This is a genomic window from Sphingobium soli, from assembly GCF_020782245.1.
Lineage (GTDB): Bacteria > Pseudomonadota > Alphaproteobacteria > Sphingomonadales > Sphingomonadaceae > Sphingobium > Sphingobium soli.
The window spans coordinates 1-15,481 of the sequence record NZ_JAJGNP010000018.1; the positions used below are offsets into that span (position 1 = coordinate 1).

Genomic DNA, 15,481 nt, shown 5'->3' on the forward strand with positions numbered 1-15,481 from the left:
GGACGAGTTCAACATGGGTCAATTCTCAGTGGAAATTTACGCCCTACCCGGGTCACTTCTCAGTGGAAATCAACAGTCTGGGCATGACCCGCACCCCATTGCCGCAAGCGCCAGTCCACTTCGCGCCCATCCTCCGCCTTTAGCGCGATGGCGGCCCTGGCCGCATCAATGCTCTCGACGCGGTAGGCTTCGCCGCGCGCCACACCCTTGTCGGCATAGTCACGGGTGAAGCGCACCACATCGCCCTTGTCGTAACTCAAGGGATCGCGCGCTTCGGCGCGGGTCAGCCCCTTGTTCACGAGAGCTTCAACCGGGGCGGCGGGGCCGGTCAGCGCCCCCGACCGGGTAAGCGCCGCGCGAATGTCGGCGGTCAGTGCATCGCGTCCCTCGCGCGACGGCTCGATAACGATGGTGCGGCCACGCCCGGCCTTGTCGAGCCCGGCGTACTGCTCCGCGATGGCCGCGAAGCGTGTAGCCCGGTCGGCTTCCTCAATGATCTGCCCGCCACCCCGGTCCAGCGCGGCAAGCGCCTTCCTAGCATCGCCCTCGATCGACGCCATCACAGACTCCCTGGTGGCAAGGTTGGTCTGCCGCACGATCTCGGCCAGTCTGGCCGTTTCCATGCCCGTGCCCTGCAATTGGGCAAAGGCCGCACCCGCCTCGACCGAACCCAACTGCTTCACGTCACCGACCAGCACGATGCGGGCGTCGTGCTTTGCAGCGAGGTCAAACAGCCGCGCGGTATCGCGCGCCGATAACAACGACGCCTCGTCCACGATCCACGCGGCGGGCCGGGTGTGATCGCCACGCTCTGGCGACAGCAAGTGCCGGGCAACGGTATCGCCGCGCGTCCCCAGCGCCTCGCCCAGTACCATCGCCGCCGAGGCGGTCGGAGCCAGGGCGGTCACCGCCACCCCGCGCGCCTCGGCCTCGCGGGCAAAGGTCGCCAGCACGGTCGTGGTCTTGGCGGTGCCGGCATAGCCTTGGACGGCAGTGATCCGGTTGCGGCTGGTCAGTAACTGCTCGGTGGCGGCGCGCTGATCGGGATTCCAGTCATGGCCTGCGCGCTCAGCCTGCGCCGCTGCGCTAGCCACAGCCCTGGCGGCGGCAAGCGGCGAAGCGATCCGGGCGAGGCCGCCGCGCCCCTCGGCCTCGATCCGCAACATCCTGGCTTCGGTCTCGACATTCTGGCGCGTAGTGAACCCGGCAAACGCCGTACCACGCCGGTCGATATGGGTGCGGTCGATCAAATCGCCCTGCTTGGTGGCCCCCTCGATCGCCGCCCCGATCTGGGCGTACCCGATCTGACCCAACCCGATCCTTCCGGCTTCCTCCTGTAAGGCGGCGGCGGAGAACACCGACTGCCGTTCACCCAGTTTGTCGGCGGCATGAGCGACGGCTCGGGCAGCGCCGCCGCCACCCTGAAATTCCATCGCCGCGCGATGGGCGGGATCGGCGGCCCTGGCTTCTGCCTCCCTGACCATCATCGATCTTACCTCCGCCCCAAACCCTGCTTTGGCGGCCGTCTCCCGCCACTCCGCCACAAGGTTCCCATGATCGGCAGCAACCTTGGCCTCACGGGTGTCGAGCGTGGCCACCTGCTTCTCGATGGCGCTTGCCGTGTTGCGGGACGAACCACGCTCCGCCAATGCCGCCTCGATCTCGGCGCTGCGGGTGCTGAACGCCTCGATGACTTGGCTGGAGACGCCCTTGATCTCGAACATGGACTCCTTGCCCGCGCCGATCTCATACCCCAATTCCCGGACCTTCAAGGCCAGTTCCTGCCGGTAGATCGCCCCGATCTGCGTCTGAAGCTGATAGATCGCGCGCGGCTCAAGGCTGCGCCAGGCACCGTCTTCACCCTGCGTCGCGTTCATGATGACATTGTGTGTATGAAGCTGTGGGTCGTGCGCGCGACTAGTGCCGTGCTGGAAGCTGGCGATGACCAGATTGCCGGTCGCCTCGCGGATGACGCTGCCGCCGTCGCGGATACGGGTGGCGGCCATATGGCGTTCGACATGGGCCAGCGCGGTTTTCACTGCCTCACCATGCGCCTCGATCAACCGACGGTCACCCGCCACCTCGGCCATGATTGACACCGACTTGGGTGCGCTCAAGGTCACGTCCCAGCCGGGGCGATGCTCCAACTTCTCGTCCCGAACAGTACCAAGCTGCTGATCGCCGATCCTACCGTCGAGCAAGGCGCGGAACTGATCGCGGTTCACCTCGCCGGACAGCCCCAGCGCCTCCGCGCCTTGGCCCTGCCATTGGGAGGGCGATAGTCCTCCCTCGGCATAATAGTCGTCGGCTTCATAATAGTTGCTGGCCTGCGCCGAACTGGTGAGGGCTGATACCGACGCCACCATCACACCGGCCCCTGACTGTCGGGCTTAGGAGAGGGAGACAACGGCTCCGGTGATGGCGGCACAGCTTGCGAGGTCTGTCCCCCAAGCATGGTCGCCGGATCGGCAGAAACGAACCCCAACTGGCGGGGCGCACCACGCCGCGCGACATGATCGGCAGTCAATCTGATCCTGGCCACCGGCAAGCCGTCAGGCAGCAGCAGATAGCCCTCGTGCCGTGCGAGGCGGAGCTGGCTTTCCATGACGGCAGGCCGCACCTCGCGCATCCGGCCCAAATTGATGCGGTGGCCCTCATCGCCGTCGCCGAGCATGTCGGTCTTGGTCCTAATCTCCATCTCACAGTCGCCGATTGTCTGGCTGGCCCATTGGCGGGTTTCGCTGTCGATGGTTTGCAGGAACAGCTTGGTGTTGCAGCAGCCCAGCATGGATTCGGCTATCTGCGGCCCATAGCGGTGCTGCATCTGGCCCAGCGCCTGAAAGGTCAGCACCACCGCCGCGCCGAACTTGCGACCCTCGGGAAGCAGCCGCGCCAGATTATCGACGCGGGGCAGGTCGGCCAGTTCGTCCAGCACGAACCAGATACGCCGGTCTTCGGAAGGGCGCAGGCCCAGCATGGCGCTGGCGGCACATACCAGCCAGCAGGCGAGCAGCGGCTTCGATGCCTCGAAATAGTCCTCCTTTCTTGGCACGAATATCCAGGGCCGCGCACCGGGATGCTGGTCCAGATTTTCAATGAAGGTGCGGAAGGCGAAGGCTTTGGACTTGTCGTCCTCGGCGCGTAGGAACTGGATCAGGTCTGCTGCCTTCGCCAGCATGAACAGGACACTGCCGGTCGCCCGGTCCGCATCGTCGGCAAATGTGCGGGCTGACGAACTTGTCGCGAGCCATTCCTTGAGGTCGTCCTTGGGCCGGTTCTTCAAGGCATGAAGCAGGTCGGGCAACGTGCACTTGTTTTCCTGCCATAAGGCGCGGATCATATTGGCGACAAGAATGCGGCTAGTGTCGAGCCACACGTCGCTATCATGCTGGCCCGTCTCGGTGATAAGCTGGTGTGCGATGCGGTCGGCATCGGCAGGATGTGCGATCTCGGCGAAGGGCGACCAGAAGGTGCAACGCGCATCGAACGGATTGAGGATCACGTCGCCGCGCGCCGGATCATAATAGTGCGCGATGAACTCGCCACTGGTGTCGTAGACGAGCGCGGCTTCGCCGCGTGCTTCGATCCCATCGAGCAATTGCCGCAGGGCTGTGGTCTCGCCGCTGCCGGTCGTGCCGATCATCGCCATGTGGCGGGTCTCCAGACGAGCGGGGATCGGCACTTTGCCGACCGAAAAGGTGTGGGCGTCAGCCTCCTTCTCTGTCAGCCTGGCCAGCTGCTTCTCGTCCACCACCTGCGTTCCGCCGATCCAGCGATCGGCTAGCAGGTGCTCACGCCGCCGCGCCATCGCGCCACGCAAGGCGATCAAGCCTACAAGCCAGGTGCCGAAGCCCAGCCAGCATCCCCACATGGTCCAGTACCAGACAAGATCGACGCGCCGTCGGAAATAGGGATGGGCGATGATCTGGCGTGCCGAACGCCCTTCCTCGATATGGTCGGGATAGCGAACGTCGATCCCCGCATCGGCTTCCCAGCCGGATACGGCCCAGAGCTTGGTCCTGGCCCGGTAGTAGGTTCCGGTGGCCTGCATCGCGTCGCGGCCCAGCATCATGTTGGGCAATCCCAGTCCGCCGAGGGCAACGCAGGCCAGCATGACGATAGTCTGTCGCTTGAGGCGCGCGCCCTGGGTGTTGAGATGATGCTTGCGCAGGGCATCGGCATGGTTGCGGCGATCGTCGGTGCGGGTCATGGTCGGTTCTCCCGCGCAAGCCGCCGCTGGCGATTATAGGCGGCGGTGATCTCGTCGGTGACGATCTCGTCGCTCTTGCGCGCGCCGTTGGCCGCGCTGCGGGCGTAGCAATAGGCAGCACATGCGGTGAACAGCGCCCGGTCCAGCATCCGCTCCACATCGACAATGCGTGTGCTGACCGATGCCAGTTCGTTCACGATCTCGCGGCTGTCGATCGCGCAGCCTGTTCCGTGAACGAGGGCGGCCAGTCCTGTGTCCACGACGCGGGCGAGCATGGCATATTCGCTCAATCCGCGTTGCCGGGCAAAGCTGGCAAGGGTGCGGTGTTGGGCCGGAGAGAGCCGCACGGTCTGAGCGCGGGCGCTCATCGCGCCGCTCCAGCCGAGATGCTATTCGCCATCGCAAGGAACGGCGCATTTGCGCCGTTCCTGTATCCTCCCGTTTGGCGAGATGCTATCAGCATCCCGTCAAACCCGCGCAAATGCTGGATGCACCCGTGCGTGAGGTGTGTATCTGAATTGTCGGCTCGATGCGAAGCATCGCAGCCCTGCAACCTTGCCGTTGCGGCGACCATATCAGGCATGTCCCAGTCCTTTCCGGCAAAGGGCGCACAAGCCGTCACTGGGTTCGCCGGGGCAGCAATCGCGCGCCGTGTCCGGGCTTGCGTCCGGCATGGTGTCGGCCTCGGGCTTCCCAAGCGCCCACGCCGCGATCTTCGCCTTGGCGGCGGGGTCGGCAATGCTCCGGTCGATTTCTTCCGGGACATGGCGGAGGGCAAAAAGATCATGCTCCCGGACCCACGCGAGGGTCACATCCTCAATCGCCTGCTGCATCCGCTTGTGCAGCGCCTGTGCCTCGAACGGATTAAGATGGGCGGTCACGCCACTGGTGACGATCAGGCCGCCCAAGGGAAGCCACTGGTCGTCCGCCACCTGCCAAGGTCCGTCGATCCGGCATTGGGAAATGTCGCCGTGATAGATGGCGATGGGGGGGGCGTTGGGCACGCTTCCACGGGATCAGCGCATTGCGAATCGTGTCGCCATCCGCGTCGTCAGCGACGATCTTGTCGAGCAACGGCGTCACATAGGACGCGGTGCGGGCATCGAGGAACGCGCGATACGTAACCTTGCGGTCACGGCGCAGCATGTCGGCCAGCCGATCAACGGCCTTACGGAAGATAAGCATAGGGCATCCTGTCCGTGAAAACACGGGTTTCAGAGTTCAATGGGTTTGGGGTGAACCGCAGACGCGGAGCGGCCCGCCAACTCAAAGGCTGGCCGTGGAACGCCTGCGGGTCAGATGACGGTTCTGGACTGCGCCAGACGCCGGATAGATTCCGTGGTCAGCAAGGTTCGTCTGCCGATCTTGATGGCATCCAGTCCGCCAGATTTTATCAGCGCGTAAACCGACGATCTTCCGACGCCCAGCGCCTTGGCGGTGTCATTGATGGATATGGCGATGGGTTTCATGTGTGTCTCCTTGCTTGCCGACTCGCGGCGAGAGACATGCCAAGTTGCACATGATTGCCTGGGGGCCGTCCAGTAATGGGAAAGCCGCAGAAATCCGCCAATGGCACGCCTGACCGAAAACAAATGGCACGCGGCAAAAATGCCCCGCCGATTCGAAAAAAAGGAAAACGACTGTCAGCGGCCTTCGCGTGAAGGGCGATTCGTCAAATGATTGAAAATTTTTCTGGCATAGGGGGGCAATAGTTTGCGGTCGGGCACGTCGGCGGACACATTGGCTGCGCTTTGGAACCATTCTAAAAGCCAATCGGTGATGGAATGGATCGCAGCCGCTTCGTCGTTCAGGTCCAGCGTGTTCAGCCTCGGATCGGCGCGTAGATCGAAAGCGGCTTCGATGTAGGCGTATTTGACAGTCCGGCCCGGTCCCGCTGCCCGCTTCGGCGTACTCATCGCCAATATCTTCTCCACGTCATCGCGATGGAGATAAAGGTCGGCCGGGAGGGACATCGCGGTCGGGAAACGCATGACCATAGCCCGATCTTTGCTATGTTCGGAGAACAGGAAATAGCGCAGCCTGCCAAAAAACTGCCTGCGGTTTAGCGGAATCCGCTTCTTACGAAAGCGGGAGAGATAATAGGCGTGCGGGCCATCCACCTTCTGCAAATGCGCCAGCACCTCGTCAAACAGTTGGTCGGATGCGTGGCGCAGGTCCAGCGGAGCCTCCGGGATTTTCAGGCCATATTGATATGCTTGCCGCCAGAGGTGCGGAGCCATTGCCGCTGCCAGCATGGTCAATGTGAGGTAGAAGAAAAAATCTGTCGCTTCCGAGCGAGGCGAAATCACAAGTCCGATCAGGAACAGGACAGACAGAAACCCGAAACCGCTGCTGATGGCGAGAGCAAGATTGTAATTCCGCGAATATGGCGGCTTGATCCGATTGAGAACCGCCGCATTGGCGTTCAACCCCTCGTCAAGATCATCCGACCTGATCTTCGCTAGCATCTTCCAAAGTGGAATATCGTCAACACCATCCCCGTCCGCGAAGACCTTCCATCCTTCACCGCGGCCGCTTGTCATCTGTTTCCGCCTTCCCGTAACTCGTCCAGATAGTCGCTCCACCATTGGGCCATTGCAACACGCTCTGCCCAATAGGCCGACTGGTTATAGATACGTCGGATTTCACCGGAAACCATATGAGCCAAGGCGCGCTCGATGGCGTCGGGGTTCCATTTTCCGGATTCGTTCAACAGCGAGGACGCGGACGTGCGGAAGCCGTGGGCGGTCATCTGATCCTTCGTATAGCCCATGCGCCGCAACGCGGCGGTAACGGTGTTTTCGGACATGGGACGCGCCCGCGTTCTGACGGAGGGGAACACATATTTTCCGTTCCCGGTCAGCCCGTGCATGGTTTTGAGGATTGCGAGCGCCTGCCGCGACAGCGGCACCGCATGGGGTTGCCGCATTTTCATCTTGGCAGGGGGAAGCGTCCACACCGCCTTGTTAAAGTTGACCTCCGCCCATTCCATCTGCCGCAGTTCGCCGGGGCGCTGAAACACATGGGGCGTCAATTTCAATGCGTGCATCACCGCCGGATCGCCGGAATAATCCTCAATGGCTCGCAGCAGCGCACCAAACTCCGTTGGTTCGGTGATGGCCGCAAAATGCTTTGCCTTTGGCTGGATCAATGCGCCCAAGAGCATCTGGGCGGGATCGCGCTCCGCTCTTGCCGTGGCGGCGGCATAGCGGAAAACCCGACTCGCGAAAGAACGCATCCGCTTCGCCGTCTCGAACTTTCCCCGGCGCTCCTGATGCTTCAATTCATGCAGCAGCTCGGCAGGGTTAATTTCTGCAACGGGCCTGCGCACGAACTCGGCGCTGAACAATTTCAACACCCATTGATATTTCTCAAGCGTTCGTGGCGACACGCCCTCGGTCTGGCGCTTCTCGATCAGCTCTCCCGCGACTTTGGCAAAGCTATTCTCCGCGCGAAGGCTGGCTTCGATGCGCGCCTGACGCTTGGCATAGTTGGGATCGATGGCATGGGCGACCTGCTTGCGGGCGGCGTCGCGAGCCGCGCGCGCTTCGGCCAGCGTGAATTGCGGGTATGGCCCTATCGCCAGTTTCCGCTCTACGCCGTTTATGCGGTATTTCAGCCGCCACAGCTTGCTGCCCTTCGGATTGACCAGCAGATATAGCCCCAGTGAATCCGAGACTTTATAGGCTTTTGCCTTGGGTTTGGCGTTACGAACTGCGGTGTCTGTCAGCACGATGGGGGCCTCCGGTCTGCGGGGGCTTCGCGAGGCCCCCAGATTCGGCCCCATCGACTGCAATTATGGGCAATCAGAGGCGGTCGCCGACGATCAGCGAATGCCCTTAAACTAGCGGAAATCAGGGATTTTTCAACCGTTCGCGGGTATCGGCAAACAGGAGATTGGTAGCGGAGGAGGGACTTGAACCCCCGACACGCGGATTATGATTCCGCTGCTCTAACCAGCTGAGCTACTCCGCCCCATGGGCATCGCGCGGCACATGGCCGACGGTGAGGCGGCGCTATACGCAGCGGCGCTCGGGCGGTCAACGGGGCGCGCGAAAAATTTGGCGGGCGCATGATGCGCGCCTCAAAATCCCGCGTTAAAACGAAGAGAAACGACTTTTCCGCCATTTAGAGTCAACAGCCTGGCAACCTTTTTGCCACTCGCCACTTTTGCCTTGCATTCACCACGGCGCGGCGCACTAATATTGCAATGCACAACCGGCCGCCGGCCGAGGGAGGATCGTCCAATTGCCCTTCCATGAAATGTTCGAGCCCGACGGGTCAATCCGCCCCTGTTATGACGAAGTGCAAAAATGGGTGGACCGCACCGGCATTGCCGGGCTCAACCGACGCATGGACGAGGCGGAGGCGATTTTCCGGCGCATCGGCATCACTTTCGCCGTCTATGGCGAAGGCGGCGATCCCGAACGGCTCATTCCCTTCGACCTGTTGCCGCGCATCTTCACCGCCAATGAATGGCGTATATTGGACCGGGGCATCCGCCAGCGCGCCCGCGCCCTGAACGCCTTCCTGCACGATGTCTATCATCGCGGCGAAATCGTGAAGGCGGGCATCATGCCCGCCGACATCATCTACAAGAACAGCGCCTATCTGGCGGAAATGGCCGACTTCACCCCGCCGGGCAAGGTCTACAGCCATATCGTGGGCATCGACATCGTGCGCACCGGGCCGGGCAGTTTCGAAGTGCTGGAGGATAATTGCCGCACCCCTTCTGGCGTGTCCTACATGCTCGAAAATCGCGAGATCATGACGCGCATGTTCCCCGAACTGTTCGCGCAGGGCGTGGTCGCGCCCGTCGATGATTATCCCGCCGAGCTGCTCAAGAGCCTGAAGGAAGTCGCGCCGCCCGCGTGCAAGGGCGACCCTGTCGTCGTCGTGCTGACGCCGGGATCGCTCAACAGCGCTTATTATGAGCACAGCTTCCTGGCTGACCTGATGGGCGTCGAACTGGTCGAGCCGGCCGATCTGTTCGTCGATGATGATCGCGTCTGGATGAAGACGACGCTGGGGCCAAAGGCGGTCGATGTCATCTACCGGCGGATCGACGACGAATATATCGACCCGCTGGTCTTCCGCCCCGACAGCCTGCTGGGCGTGCCCGGCATCTTCAACGTCTATCGCAACGGCGGCGTGACGCTGGCGTCGGCGCCGGGGTCTGGCATCGCCGATGACAAGGCGGTCTATATTTATGTGCCGGAAATGATTCGCTTCTACCTGGGTGAAAAGCCGATCCTGGACAATATCCAGACCTGGCAGTGCGGCAAGCCGGACGAACGCGCCTATGTGCTGGAAAATCTGCACGATCTGGTCGCCAAGGAAGTCCATGGGTCGGGCGGATACGGCATGTTGATCGGCCCCAAGGCGAGCCATGCCGAAGTCGAAGCCTATGCGGAGCGCATCAAGGCCAATCCGGGCGAATTCATCGCCCAGCCCACGCTCGACCTGTCGACTGTGCCGACGCTGGGGCCGGCGTCGGTCGTGGGCCGCCACGCCGACTTTCGGCCCTATTGCCTGGTTGGCAAGCAAATCCGACTCGTGCCCGGCGGCCTTACGCGCGTTGCCCTGACCGAAGGATCGCTGGTGGTCAATTCCAGCCAGGGCGGCGGGGTCAAGGATACCTGGGTGCTGCAGGAATGATGATGAGACCCGTCCCGACCCATGAGGCCCGTCCATGCTGAGCCGGACCGCCGAAAATCTTTACTGGATGGCGCGCTACATGGAACGCGCAGAGGCGACCGCGCGGCTCCTGACCATGGGGCAACGCATGGCGATCCTGCCGGGCGCGCATCATCGCGACGAATGGCGATCGGTCGTGCGCGCGACGGGGGCGGAATATCGCTTTCCCGAAGGATCGACCGTCACCGAAAGCGACGCCGTCGCCTATCTGATGCTGGACCTCGACAATGCCAGCTCGATCCGCTCCTGCCTGTTGAAGGCGCGCGCCAATGCCAAGTCCGCGCGCACCATGTTGACGCAGGACATGTGGGAAGCGCTCAATGAGGGCTGGCGCAAGCTCGACAGCTATGACGTGGCCGAAGCGCGCCAACAGCTCCCCAGCCTGATCGACTGGGTCAAAACCCGCGTCATGACCTTTCGCGGCGCTGCCCATTCGGGCCAGTTGCGCAACGAAGGCCATGATTTCCTGCGCTGCGGATCGGCGCTGGAGCGCGCGCAGATGACGCTGCGCCTGCTCGACGTCAAATATTATGTCCTGCTTCCCGAAACCGAGGTGATCGGCGGCAATCGCGACCATTATCAATGGACGTCGGTGCTCTATGCGCTGTCGGGCGCGCGCGCCTACCATCATGTCTATGGCGGCACCTACACCCCTTGGCAGATCACCGATTTCCTGATGCTCAACCGCCTATTTCCGCGCAGCGTCGCCTATTGCTACGATCAACTTGCCTACCGGCTCAACCGCCTGGCGGGCTGGCACGACGCCAAGGGGCCGTGCCACGACACGGTCAAGGATATGGTGGCCGGCCTTGAAAGCCAGGACAGCGGCGAAATCTTCCGACAGGGTCTGCACGAAACCGTGCAACATGGCCTGATGGTGACGAACAGGCTGGGCGCGGAGATCGCCCAGACCTATCATTTCGGCTGATGGCCTGGATGACCCGATAATGAAGCTGATCGTCCGCCATCAGACCATCTACAGCTATGCCACCGCCACGGGCCGCGTCGCGATGCGGCTGAAACTGACGCCGGTCGATACACCTGCGCAGCGCGTGCTGGACTGGCAGGTGTTGGTCAATGACGACAGGCTCACCGGCTTCCGCCCCAACAGCTATGGCGAAATGGAGGCGATCTGGGTTTGCCACAGCCCGCTGACCCATGCAGCGATCGTGGCCGAAGGACTGGTCGAAACGCAGGATCGGCATGGTGTGATGGGCCATCTCAATGGCCGGGTCGATCCCCGCTATTTCCTGCGCGAAACGCGGCTGACACGCCCTTCAGAAGCGATTGCCGCGATGGCGCGCACCCTGCCGACCGGTGGCGGCCCGCTCGCCATGCTGCACGCCCTGTCGGCGGCCGTCGTGGACGCGGTCCAGTATCGCGCAGGCGTCACCACGTCGGACACCAGCGCGGCCGATGCGTTCGCGCTTGGCGCGGGCGTGTGCCAGGACCACGCGCAAATCTTCATTGCCGCCGCGCGCACGCTTGGCGTGCCAGCCCGCTATGTCTCGGGCTATCTACTTTCAGGCGATGGCGACACGCTGCACGAAACCCATGGCTGGGCGGAGGCCTGGCTGCCGGACCTGGGCTGGATCGGCTTCGATCCATCCAACCGCGTCTGCGTCACCGAACGCTATCTGCGGATCGCCAGCGGCCTGGACGCCGATGACGCCGCTCCGATCCGGGGCTCCGTCACTGTCGCGGGGGACATCTGCATCGACGCCGATGTCCGCATCGCGCAGGCCGAAGAGGGGATGGAGCAGCGCCAATTGCAACGCCAGCAGCAACAAAGCACGCCCCCGATTCCAGGCGCAGGTTGAAAACTCGGTCCGCACGTCGGATGGAGGGTCCGACGATTCGTCGATCGGATCAATTGCATCGGGAGGCCGGGGGGCCATGACTTATTGTGTGGCCGTGCGCGTCGACCAGGGACTGGTGATGCTGTCCGACACCCGCACCAATGCGGGCATGGACAATATCGCGCGCTTTCGGAAGAGCTTTACCTATCATGTGCCCGGCGAACGGGCGATCACCCTGCTGTGTTCGGGCAATCTGTCGATCACCCAGGGGGTCAAGTCCCTGCTGAGCAAGGCGATCAAGGAATCCGCCTTCGACCCGGATGTCGAAACCATCCTCAATTGCGACACCATGTACCGGGTGGCGCAGATCATCGGCGCGGCGATGCAGGCGATGCAGCAACGCTATCGTGAAAATATCGAAATGGGCGGATCGGGCGCCAGCGCGTCGATCATGGTCGCCGGGCAGCGCCGGGGCGGAAAGCCGCGCCTTTACCTCGTCTATTCCGCCGGCAATTTCATCGAGGCGACCGAGGACACCCCCTTCTTCCAGATTGGCGAGCATAAATATGGCAAGCCGATCCTCGACCGGATCATCGCCCGCGAAACCAGCCTGGAGGACGCGACCAAGGCGGTGCTGGTGTCGATGGATTCGACGCTGCGCTCCAACCTGTCGGTCGGCATGCCGCTCGATCTGGTCGTGATCCCGACCGACATGTTCGATTTTCGCGTCCGCACCCGCATCGAAGCGGATAACGAGGAATTTGCCCGTATCTCGCAAAGCTGGAGCGCCGCCCTGCGCAAGGGGTTTGAGGATTTGCCCAACGTGCTGGGCTGACGCGAAAAAGCGCCCCCTGCCCGCTGCGGGCCATGTGCTTCCAATGTTGGATAATCTCTGATCTATCCTGGTGGATGACCGCCCCCATCCGCCATGTCGCCGACCCTGACAGCGCATCGCGCACGGCCCCGCGGCCGCTGCGTGGCGGCGGTTGGCGCGGCGGGCTAGTGTCGCTTCGTGGTCGCTTCGTGGTCGCTTCGCAGGCGCGAAGGGGGCGCTTCGAGCCCAAAAAGCGCAAAGCGTGTGAACTTCGCTCCTGTCACGCCGGCGTCAAAAGCATGCGGCCCGACTTAGCCCGATCGCGCGTCAGCGCCCTGACCGGCGTGAAAGGCGATTCGCAACGCTTCGGCCAGGCTGCGGACCTCCAGTTTCTGCATCAGGTTGGCGCGGTGGATCTCGACCGTCCGCGGGCTGATGCCCAGGTCATAGGCGATGGTCTTGTTGGGCAGGCCATCGACCAGCCCGTTCAGCACATCGCGCTCGCGATCGGTAAGGACGTTGAGCCGCGCCTGCGCCTCCATGGCCCGCGCCGACAGGCCGCGCTCGGCGACCGACTGGCGCTGCGCCGCCGCAATGCACGCCAGCAGCGCCGCCTTCTCGAACGGCTTTTCGATAAAGTCGCTCGCCCCTGCCTTCATCGCCTGCACGGCCATGTCGACATCGCCATGGCCGGTCATGATGATAACTGGCAGCATCACGCCCCGCCCGCGCAACTCGCGCTGCACCTCCAGACCGTCCATGTCGGGCATGCGCACGTCCAGCAGCACGCAGCCCGGCGCGAGATGTCCGGCCTCCTTCAGGAACGGCATCCCGCCCTCGAACAGCTGCACGGCAAAGCCGCTTGTTTTGAGCAGGAAGGACAGCGACCGACGGATCGCCTCGTCATCGTCGACGACATAGATGGGGTAGGCTTGGCTCATATCTCGTCCGCGCGGTCCAGGGTGAAATGAAAGGCCGTACCGCCCCATTGCGACGGCGTCGCCCAGATGCGGCCGCCATGACCTTCGATGATGGTCTGGCTGATCGACAGGCCAACGCCCATGCCGCCCGGCTTGCTGGTGGTGAAGGGGGTGAAGAGCGTGCGCGACATGGCGGGGTCGAGCCCCGGGCCGGAATCGGCCACCACGACTTCGATCTTGCCGTCCGCATCGGGCGCGGCCGTCAACCGCAGGATGCGCACGGGCAATCCGTGCATCGCCTCCACCGCATTCTTGACCAGATTGATGATCACCTGCTGCAACTGCACGCGGTTGACCAGCACCTTGTCGATACGCGCGTCTACCTGCACATCCATATCGATCCCCCCGCTCTGCATGCCGATGAGCGCCAGCGCCGCCCCCTCGGCCAGCAGCGTGCGCAGCGTTTCGGGCCCGCGCACCGTCTCGCCGCGCTTGATGAACTCGCGCAGCGACCGGATGATCTCACCCGCGCGCAATGCCTGCCCCGCGCTTTCGCGCATCGCCTCGCCCAGCAAATCCCGGTCGATGTCGCCCGGCGCCGCCAGCAGGTCGCGCCCCGCCTCCATATAATTGGCGATGGCGGCAAGCGGCTGGTTCAATTCATGAGCCAGCGCCGATGCCAGCGTCCCCATGGCGGTGACTCGCCCGGCATGGGCCAGTTCGGCTTGCAGATCGGCAACCCGCCGCTCCGCCTGCTGCCGCTCGGTGAGGTCGCGGATGAAGCCGGTGAATAGCCGCCGGCCGCGATCCTGCACCTCGCCCACCGACAATTCTATCGGGAAGACCGATCCGTCGCGCCGCCGCGCGCTGGTCAGCCGGCCAATGCCGATGATCCGTTTCTCGCCGGTCCGCATATAATGGTCGATATAGCCATCATGCCGCTCGCGATCGGGCGAAGGCATCAGCATCGCGATATTTTCGCCCAGAACGTCGCTTTCGGCATATTGGAACATGGCCTGCGCGGCGGCGCTGAACGACACGATGTGACCCTGCCTGTCTATGACGATCAGCGCATCGGGCACGGTGCTCAGGATCGACGACAGCAGCGCCTGTTCGAGGCTATGCGCCTGCCGGTTCAGTCCGTCTGTCTCGTCATCCGCTACAGCCATCGCGGAACCATGCAATCCTTTCAGTGCGCCAGCAAGAGCGGGATGCGCGTATCGCGCAGCAGGGCGCGCGTCACGCCGCCAAAGATCATTTCGCGCATGCGGCCATGGCCATAGACGCCCATGACCATCCAATCGGCGCCAAGGCGCACGGCGGTTTCCGCCAAAATCGTTTCGATCGCCGCGCCCTCGCGCGGCAGGGCATGCAATTCCACCGCAACCCCATAGCGGGCCAGATATTCGGCCGCCTCAGTCGATGGAAACCGGTCCTTGTCCGCTTCCTCGACCGTGACGATATGCACGGCCTGCGCGCGCTTCAGCAGCGGGGTCGCGCGTGTGAGGGCCGCGGCCGCCGGGGCCGATCCATCCCATGCGACGATCGCGCAGCCCGTCGGATCGACATGGCGCGCGGTGGCCGGCATGGCCAGCACCGGGGTCCGTCCGCCCAGCACCACGTCCGCCACCAGGTTGAGCGGATCGTCCACATCCTGCCGCATATGTTGCGCCAGCGACAGGATCACCAGATCGGTCAGGCGACTGGCGAACAGCAACCCCGGCACTGGGTCGCTGGACCAGTTTCTCCAGTCCCAGGACACATCCTCCCGGGCCAGCCGCGCTTCCAGCCGCAGCCGCACCGACGCATCATGCGCTTCCAGTTCCTCCATCACCGACGGTGCCAGCGCCGCGCCGCCAAAGGCATCGGCCATCATCATCGCGGGCATGGCCGTCAACTGGACGCAGCGAATATGCGCGCCGGTCGCGCGGGCAATATCACAGGCCGCCTGCAACCGCGCTTCGGCCCCTCTGTCGTCATGCACATGCAGCAGGATCGTCTTCATGATCGGCTCCTCCAGATCATTGAGGCTCGCCACGAT

At 63.3% G+C, this 15,481-nt stretch carries 14 protein-coding genes and 1 tRNA gene; 4 read left to right on the top strand and 11 right to left on the bottom strand.

Translation table 11 applies throughout. The annotated features are described in order from the left end of the window. Positions 1-59 precede the first annotated feature (59 nt). From mobF to LL253_RS16585, 8 genes are all read right to left on the bottom strand, one after another. Positions 60-2,366, bottom strand: coding sequence for a MobF family relaxase (mobF, locus tag LL253_RS16550; protein WP_228227889.1), 2,307 nt, complete (start codon positions 2,364-2,366; stop codon positions 60-62). Then, a complete protein-coding gene (locus LL253_RS16555; protein ID WP_228227890.1) occupies positions 2,366-4,210 on the bottom strand; it encodes a type IV secretion system DNA-binding domain-containing protein in 1,845 nt (614 codons plus the stop codon). The genes mobF and LL253_RS16555 overlap by 1 nt, the downstream gene beginning before the upstream one ends. Then, the gene (locus LL253_RS16560) at positions 4,207-4,578 is read right to left on the bottom strand and encodes a hypothetical protein (RefSeq protein WP_228227891.1); all 372 of its coding nucleotides are present in this window, start codon (positions 4,576-4,578) and stop codon (positions 4,207-4,209) included. The genes LL253_RS16555 and LL253_RS16560 overlap by 4 nt, the downstream gene beginning before the upstream one ends. 207 nt (positions 4,579-4,785) lie before the next feature. Continuing rightward, positions 4,786-5,214, bottom strand: coding sequence for a hypothetical protein (locus LL253_RS16565; RefSeq protein ID WP_228227892.1), 429 nt, complete (start codon positions 5,212-5,214; stop codon positions 4,786-4,788). A 291-nt stretch (positions 5,215-5,505) separates the two neighbouring features. Beyond that, positions 5,506-5,679 carry a helix-turn-helix domain-containing protein gene (locus LL253_RS16570; RefSeq protein ID WP_228227893.1) on the bottom strand — a complete coding sequence of 58 codons (174 nt, stop codon included), beginning with the start codon at positions 5,677-5,679 and terminating at the stop codon, positions 5,506-5,508. A 174-nt stretch (positions 5,680-5,853) separates the two neighbouring features. Further along, a complete protein-coding gene (locus tag LL253_RS16575) occupies positions 5,854-6,753 on the bottom strand; it encodes a hypothetical protein (RefSeq protein ID WP_228227894.1) in 900 nt (299 codons plus the stop codon). Continuing rightward, positions 6,750-7,946, bottom strand: coding sequence for a tyrosine-type recombinase/integrase (locus LL253_RS16580; protein ID WP_228227933.1), 1,197 nt, complete (start codon positions 7,944-7,946; stop codon positions 6,750-6,752). The genes LL253_RS16575 and LL253_RS16580 overlap by 4 nt, the downstream gene beginning before the upstream one ends. 162 nt (positions 7,947-8,108) lie before the next feature. Then, positions 8,109-8,185: transfer RNA gene (locus LL253_RS16585), tRNA-Met, on the bottom strand. Positions 8,186-8,458: 273 nt separating this feature from the next. Between LL253_RS16585 and LL253_RS16590 the strand changes: the two genes are divergently transcribed. From LL253_RS16590 to LL253_RS16605, 4 genes are all read left to right on the top strand, one after another. Further along, entirely contained in the window at positions 8,459-9,868 is a 1,410-nt protein-coding gene (locus LL253_RS16590; protein WP_009822814.1) for a circularly permuted type 2 ATP-grasp protein, read from the top strand. Positions 9,869-9,902: 34 nt separating this feature from the next. Further along, positions 9,903-10,835: an alpha-E domain-containing protein gene (locus LL253_RS16595; RefSeq protein ID WP_009822815.1), complete on the top strand. Its 933-nt coding sequence runs from the start codon at positions 9,903-9,905 to the stop codon at positions 10,833-10,835. Positions 10,836-10,854: 19 nt separating this feature from the next. Beyond that, positions 10,855-11,727, top strand: coding sequence for a transglutaminase family protein (locus LL253_RS16600; RefSeq protein WP_228227895.1), 873 nt, complete (start codon positions 10,855-10,857; stop codon positions 11,725-11,727). Positions 11,728-11,803: 76 nt separating this feature from the next. Then, positions 11,804-12,541 (top strand): peptidase, encoded by a 738-nt coding sequence (locus LL253_RS16605; protein ID WP_009822817.1) that lies wholly within the window; start codon positions 11,804-11,806, stop codon positions 12,539-12,541. A gap of 290 nt (positions 12,542-12,831) precedes the next feature. Here LL253_RS16605 and fixJ read toward each other — a convergent pair whose 3' ends face one another. From fixJ to LL253_RS16620, 3 genes are read right to left on the bottom strand one after another with little or no spacing between them, the layout of a single operon-like run. Continuing rightward, a complete protein-coding gene (fixJ, locus tag LL253_RS16610; protein WP_228227896.1) occupies positions 12,832-13,461 on the bottom strand; it encodes a response regulator FixJ in 630 nt (209 codons plus the stop codon). Further along, a complete protein-coding gene (locus tag LL253_RS16615) occupies positions 13,458-14,609 on the bottom strand; it encodes a sensor histidine kinase (protein WP_228227897.1) in 1,152 nt (383 codons plus the stop codon). The genes fixJ and LL253_RS16615 overlap by 4 nt, the downstream gene beginning before the upstream one ends. 20 nt (positions 14,610-14,629) lie before the next feature. Next, positions 14,630-15,445, bottom strand: coding sequence for a universal stress protein (locus LL253_RS16620; protein WP_228227898.1), 816 nt, complete (start codon positions 15,443-15,445; stop codon positions 14,630-14,632). Between the last annotated feature and the right edge of the window lie 36 nt (positions 15,446-15,481).

Bases quoted from the DNA above. Each gene is read 5' to 3' on its own strand.
- LL253_RS16575 (WP_228227894.1), bottom strand. From the start codon at position 6,753: ATGACAAGCGGCCGCGGTGAAGGATGGAAGGTCTTCGCGGACGGGGAT.
- LL253_RS16600 (WP_228227895.1), top strand. From the start codon at position 10,855: ATGAAGCTGATCGTCCGCCATCAGACCATCTACAGCTATGCCACCGCC.
- LL253_RS16570 (WP_228227893.1), bottom strand. From the start codon at position 5,679: ATGAAACCCATCGCCATATCCATCAATGACACCGCCAAGGCGCTGGGC.
- LL253_RS16615 (WP_228227897.1), bottom strand. From the start codon at position 14,609: ATGGCTGTAGCGGATGACGAGACAGACGGACTGAACCGGCAGGCGCAT.
- mobF (WP_228227889.1), bottom strand. From the start codon at position 2,366: ATGGTGGCGTCGGTATCAGCCCTCACCAGTTCGGCGCAGGCCAGCAAC.
- LL253_RS16605 (WP_009822817.1), top strand. From the start codon at position 11,804: ATGACTTATTGTGTGGCCGTGCGCGTCGACCAGGGACTGGTGATGCTG.
- LL253_RS16560 (WP_228227891.1), bottom strand. From the start codon at position 4,578: ATGAGCGCCCGCGCTCAGACCGTGCGGCTCTCTCCGGCCCAACACCGC.
- fixJ (WP_228227896.1), bottom strand. From the start codon at position 13,461: ATGAGCCAAGCCTACCCCATCTATGTCGTCGACGATGACGAGGCGATC.
- LL253_RS16595 (WP_009822815.1), top strand. From the start codon at position 9,903: ATGCTGAGCCGGACCGCCGAAAATCTTTACTGGATGGCGCGCTACATG.
- LL253_RS16620 (WP_228227898.1), bottom strand. From the start codon at position 15,445: ATGAAGACGATCCTGCTGCATGTGCATGACGACAGAGGGGCCGAAGCG.
- LL253_RS16555 (WP_228227890.1), bottom strand. From the start codon at position 4,210: ATGACCCGCACCGACGATCGCCGCAACCATGCCGATGCCCTGCGCAAG.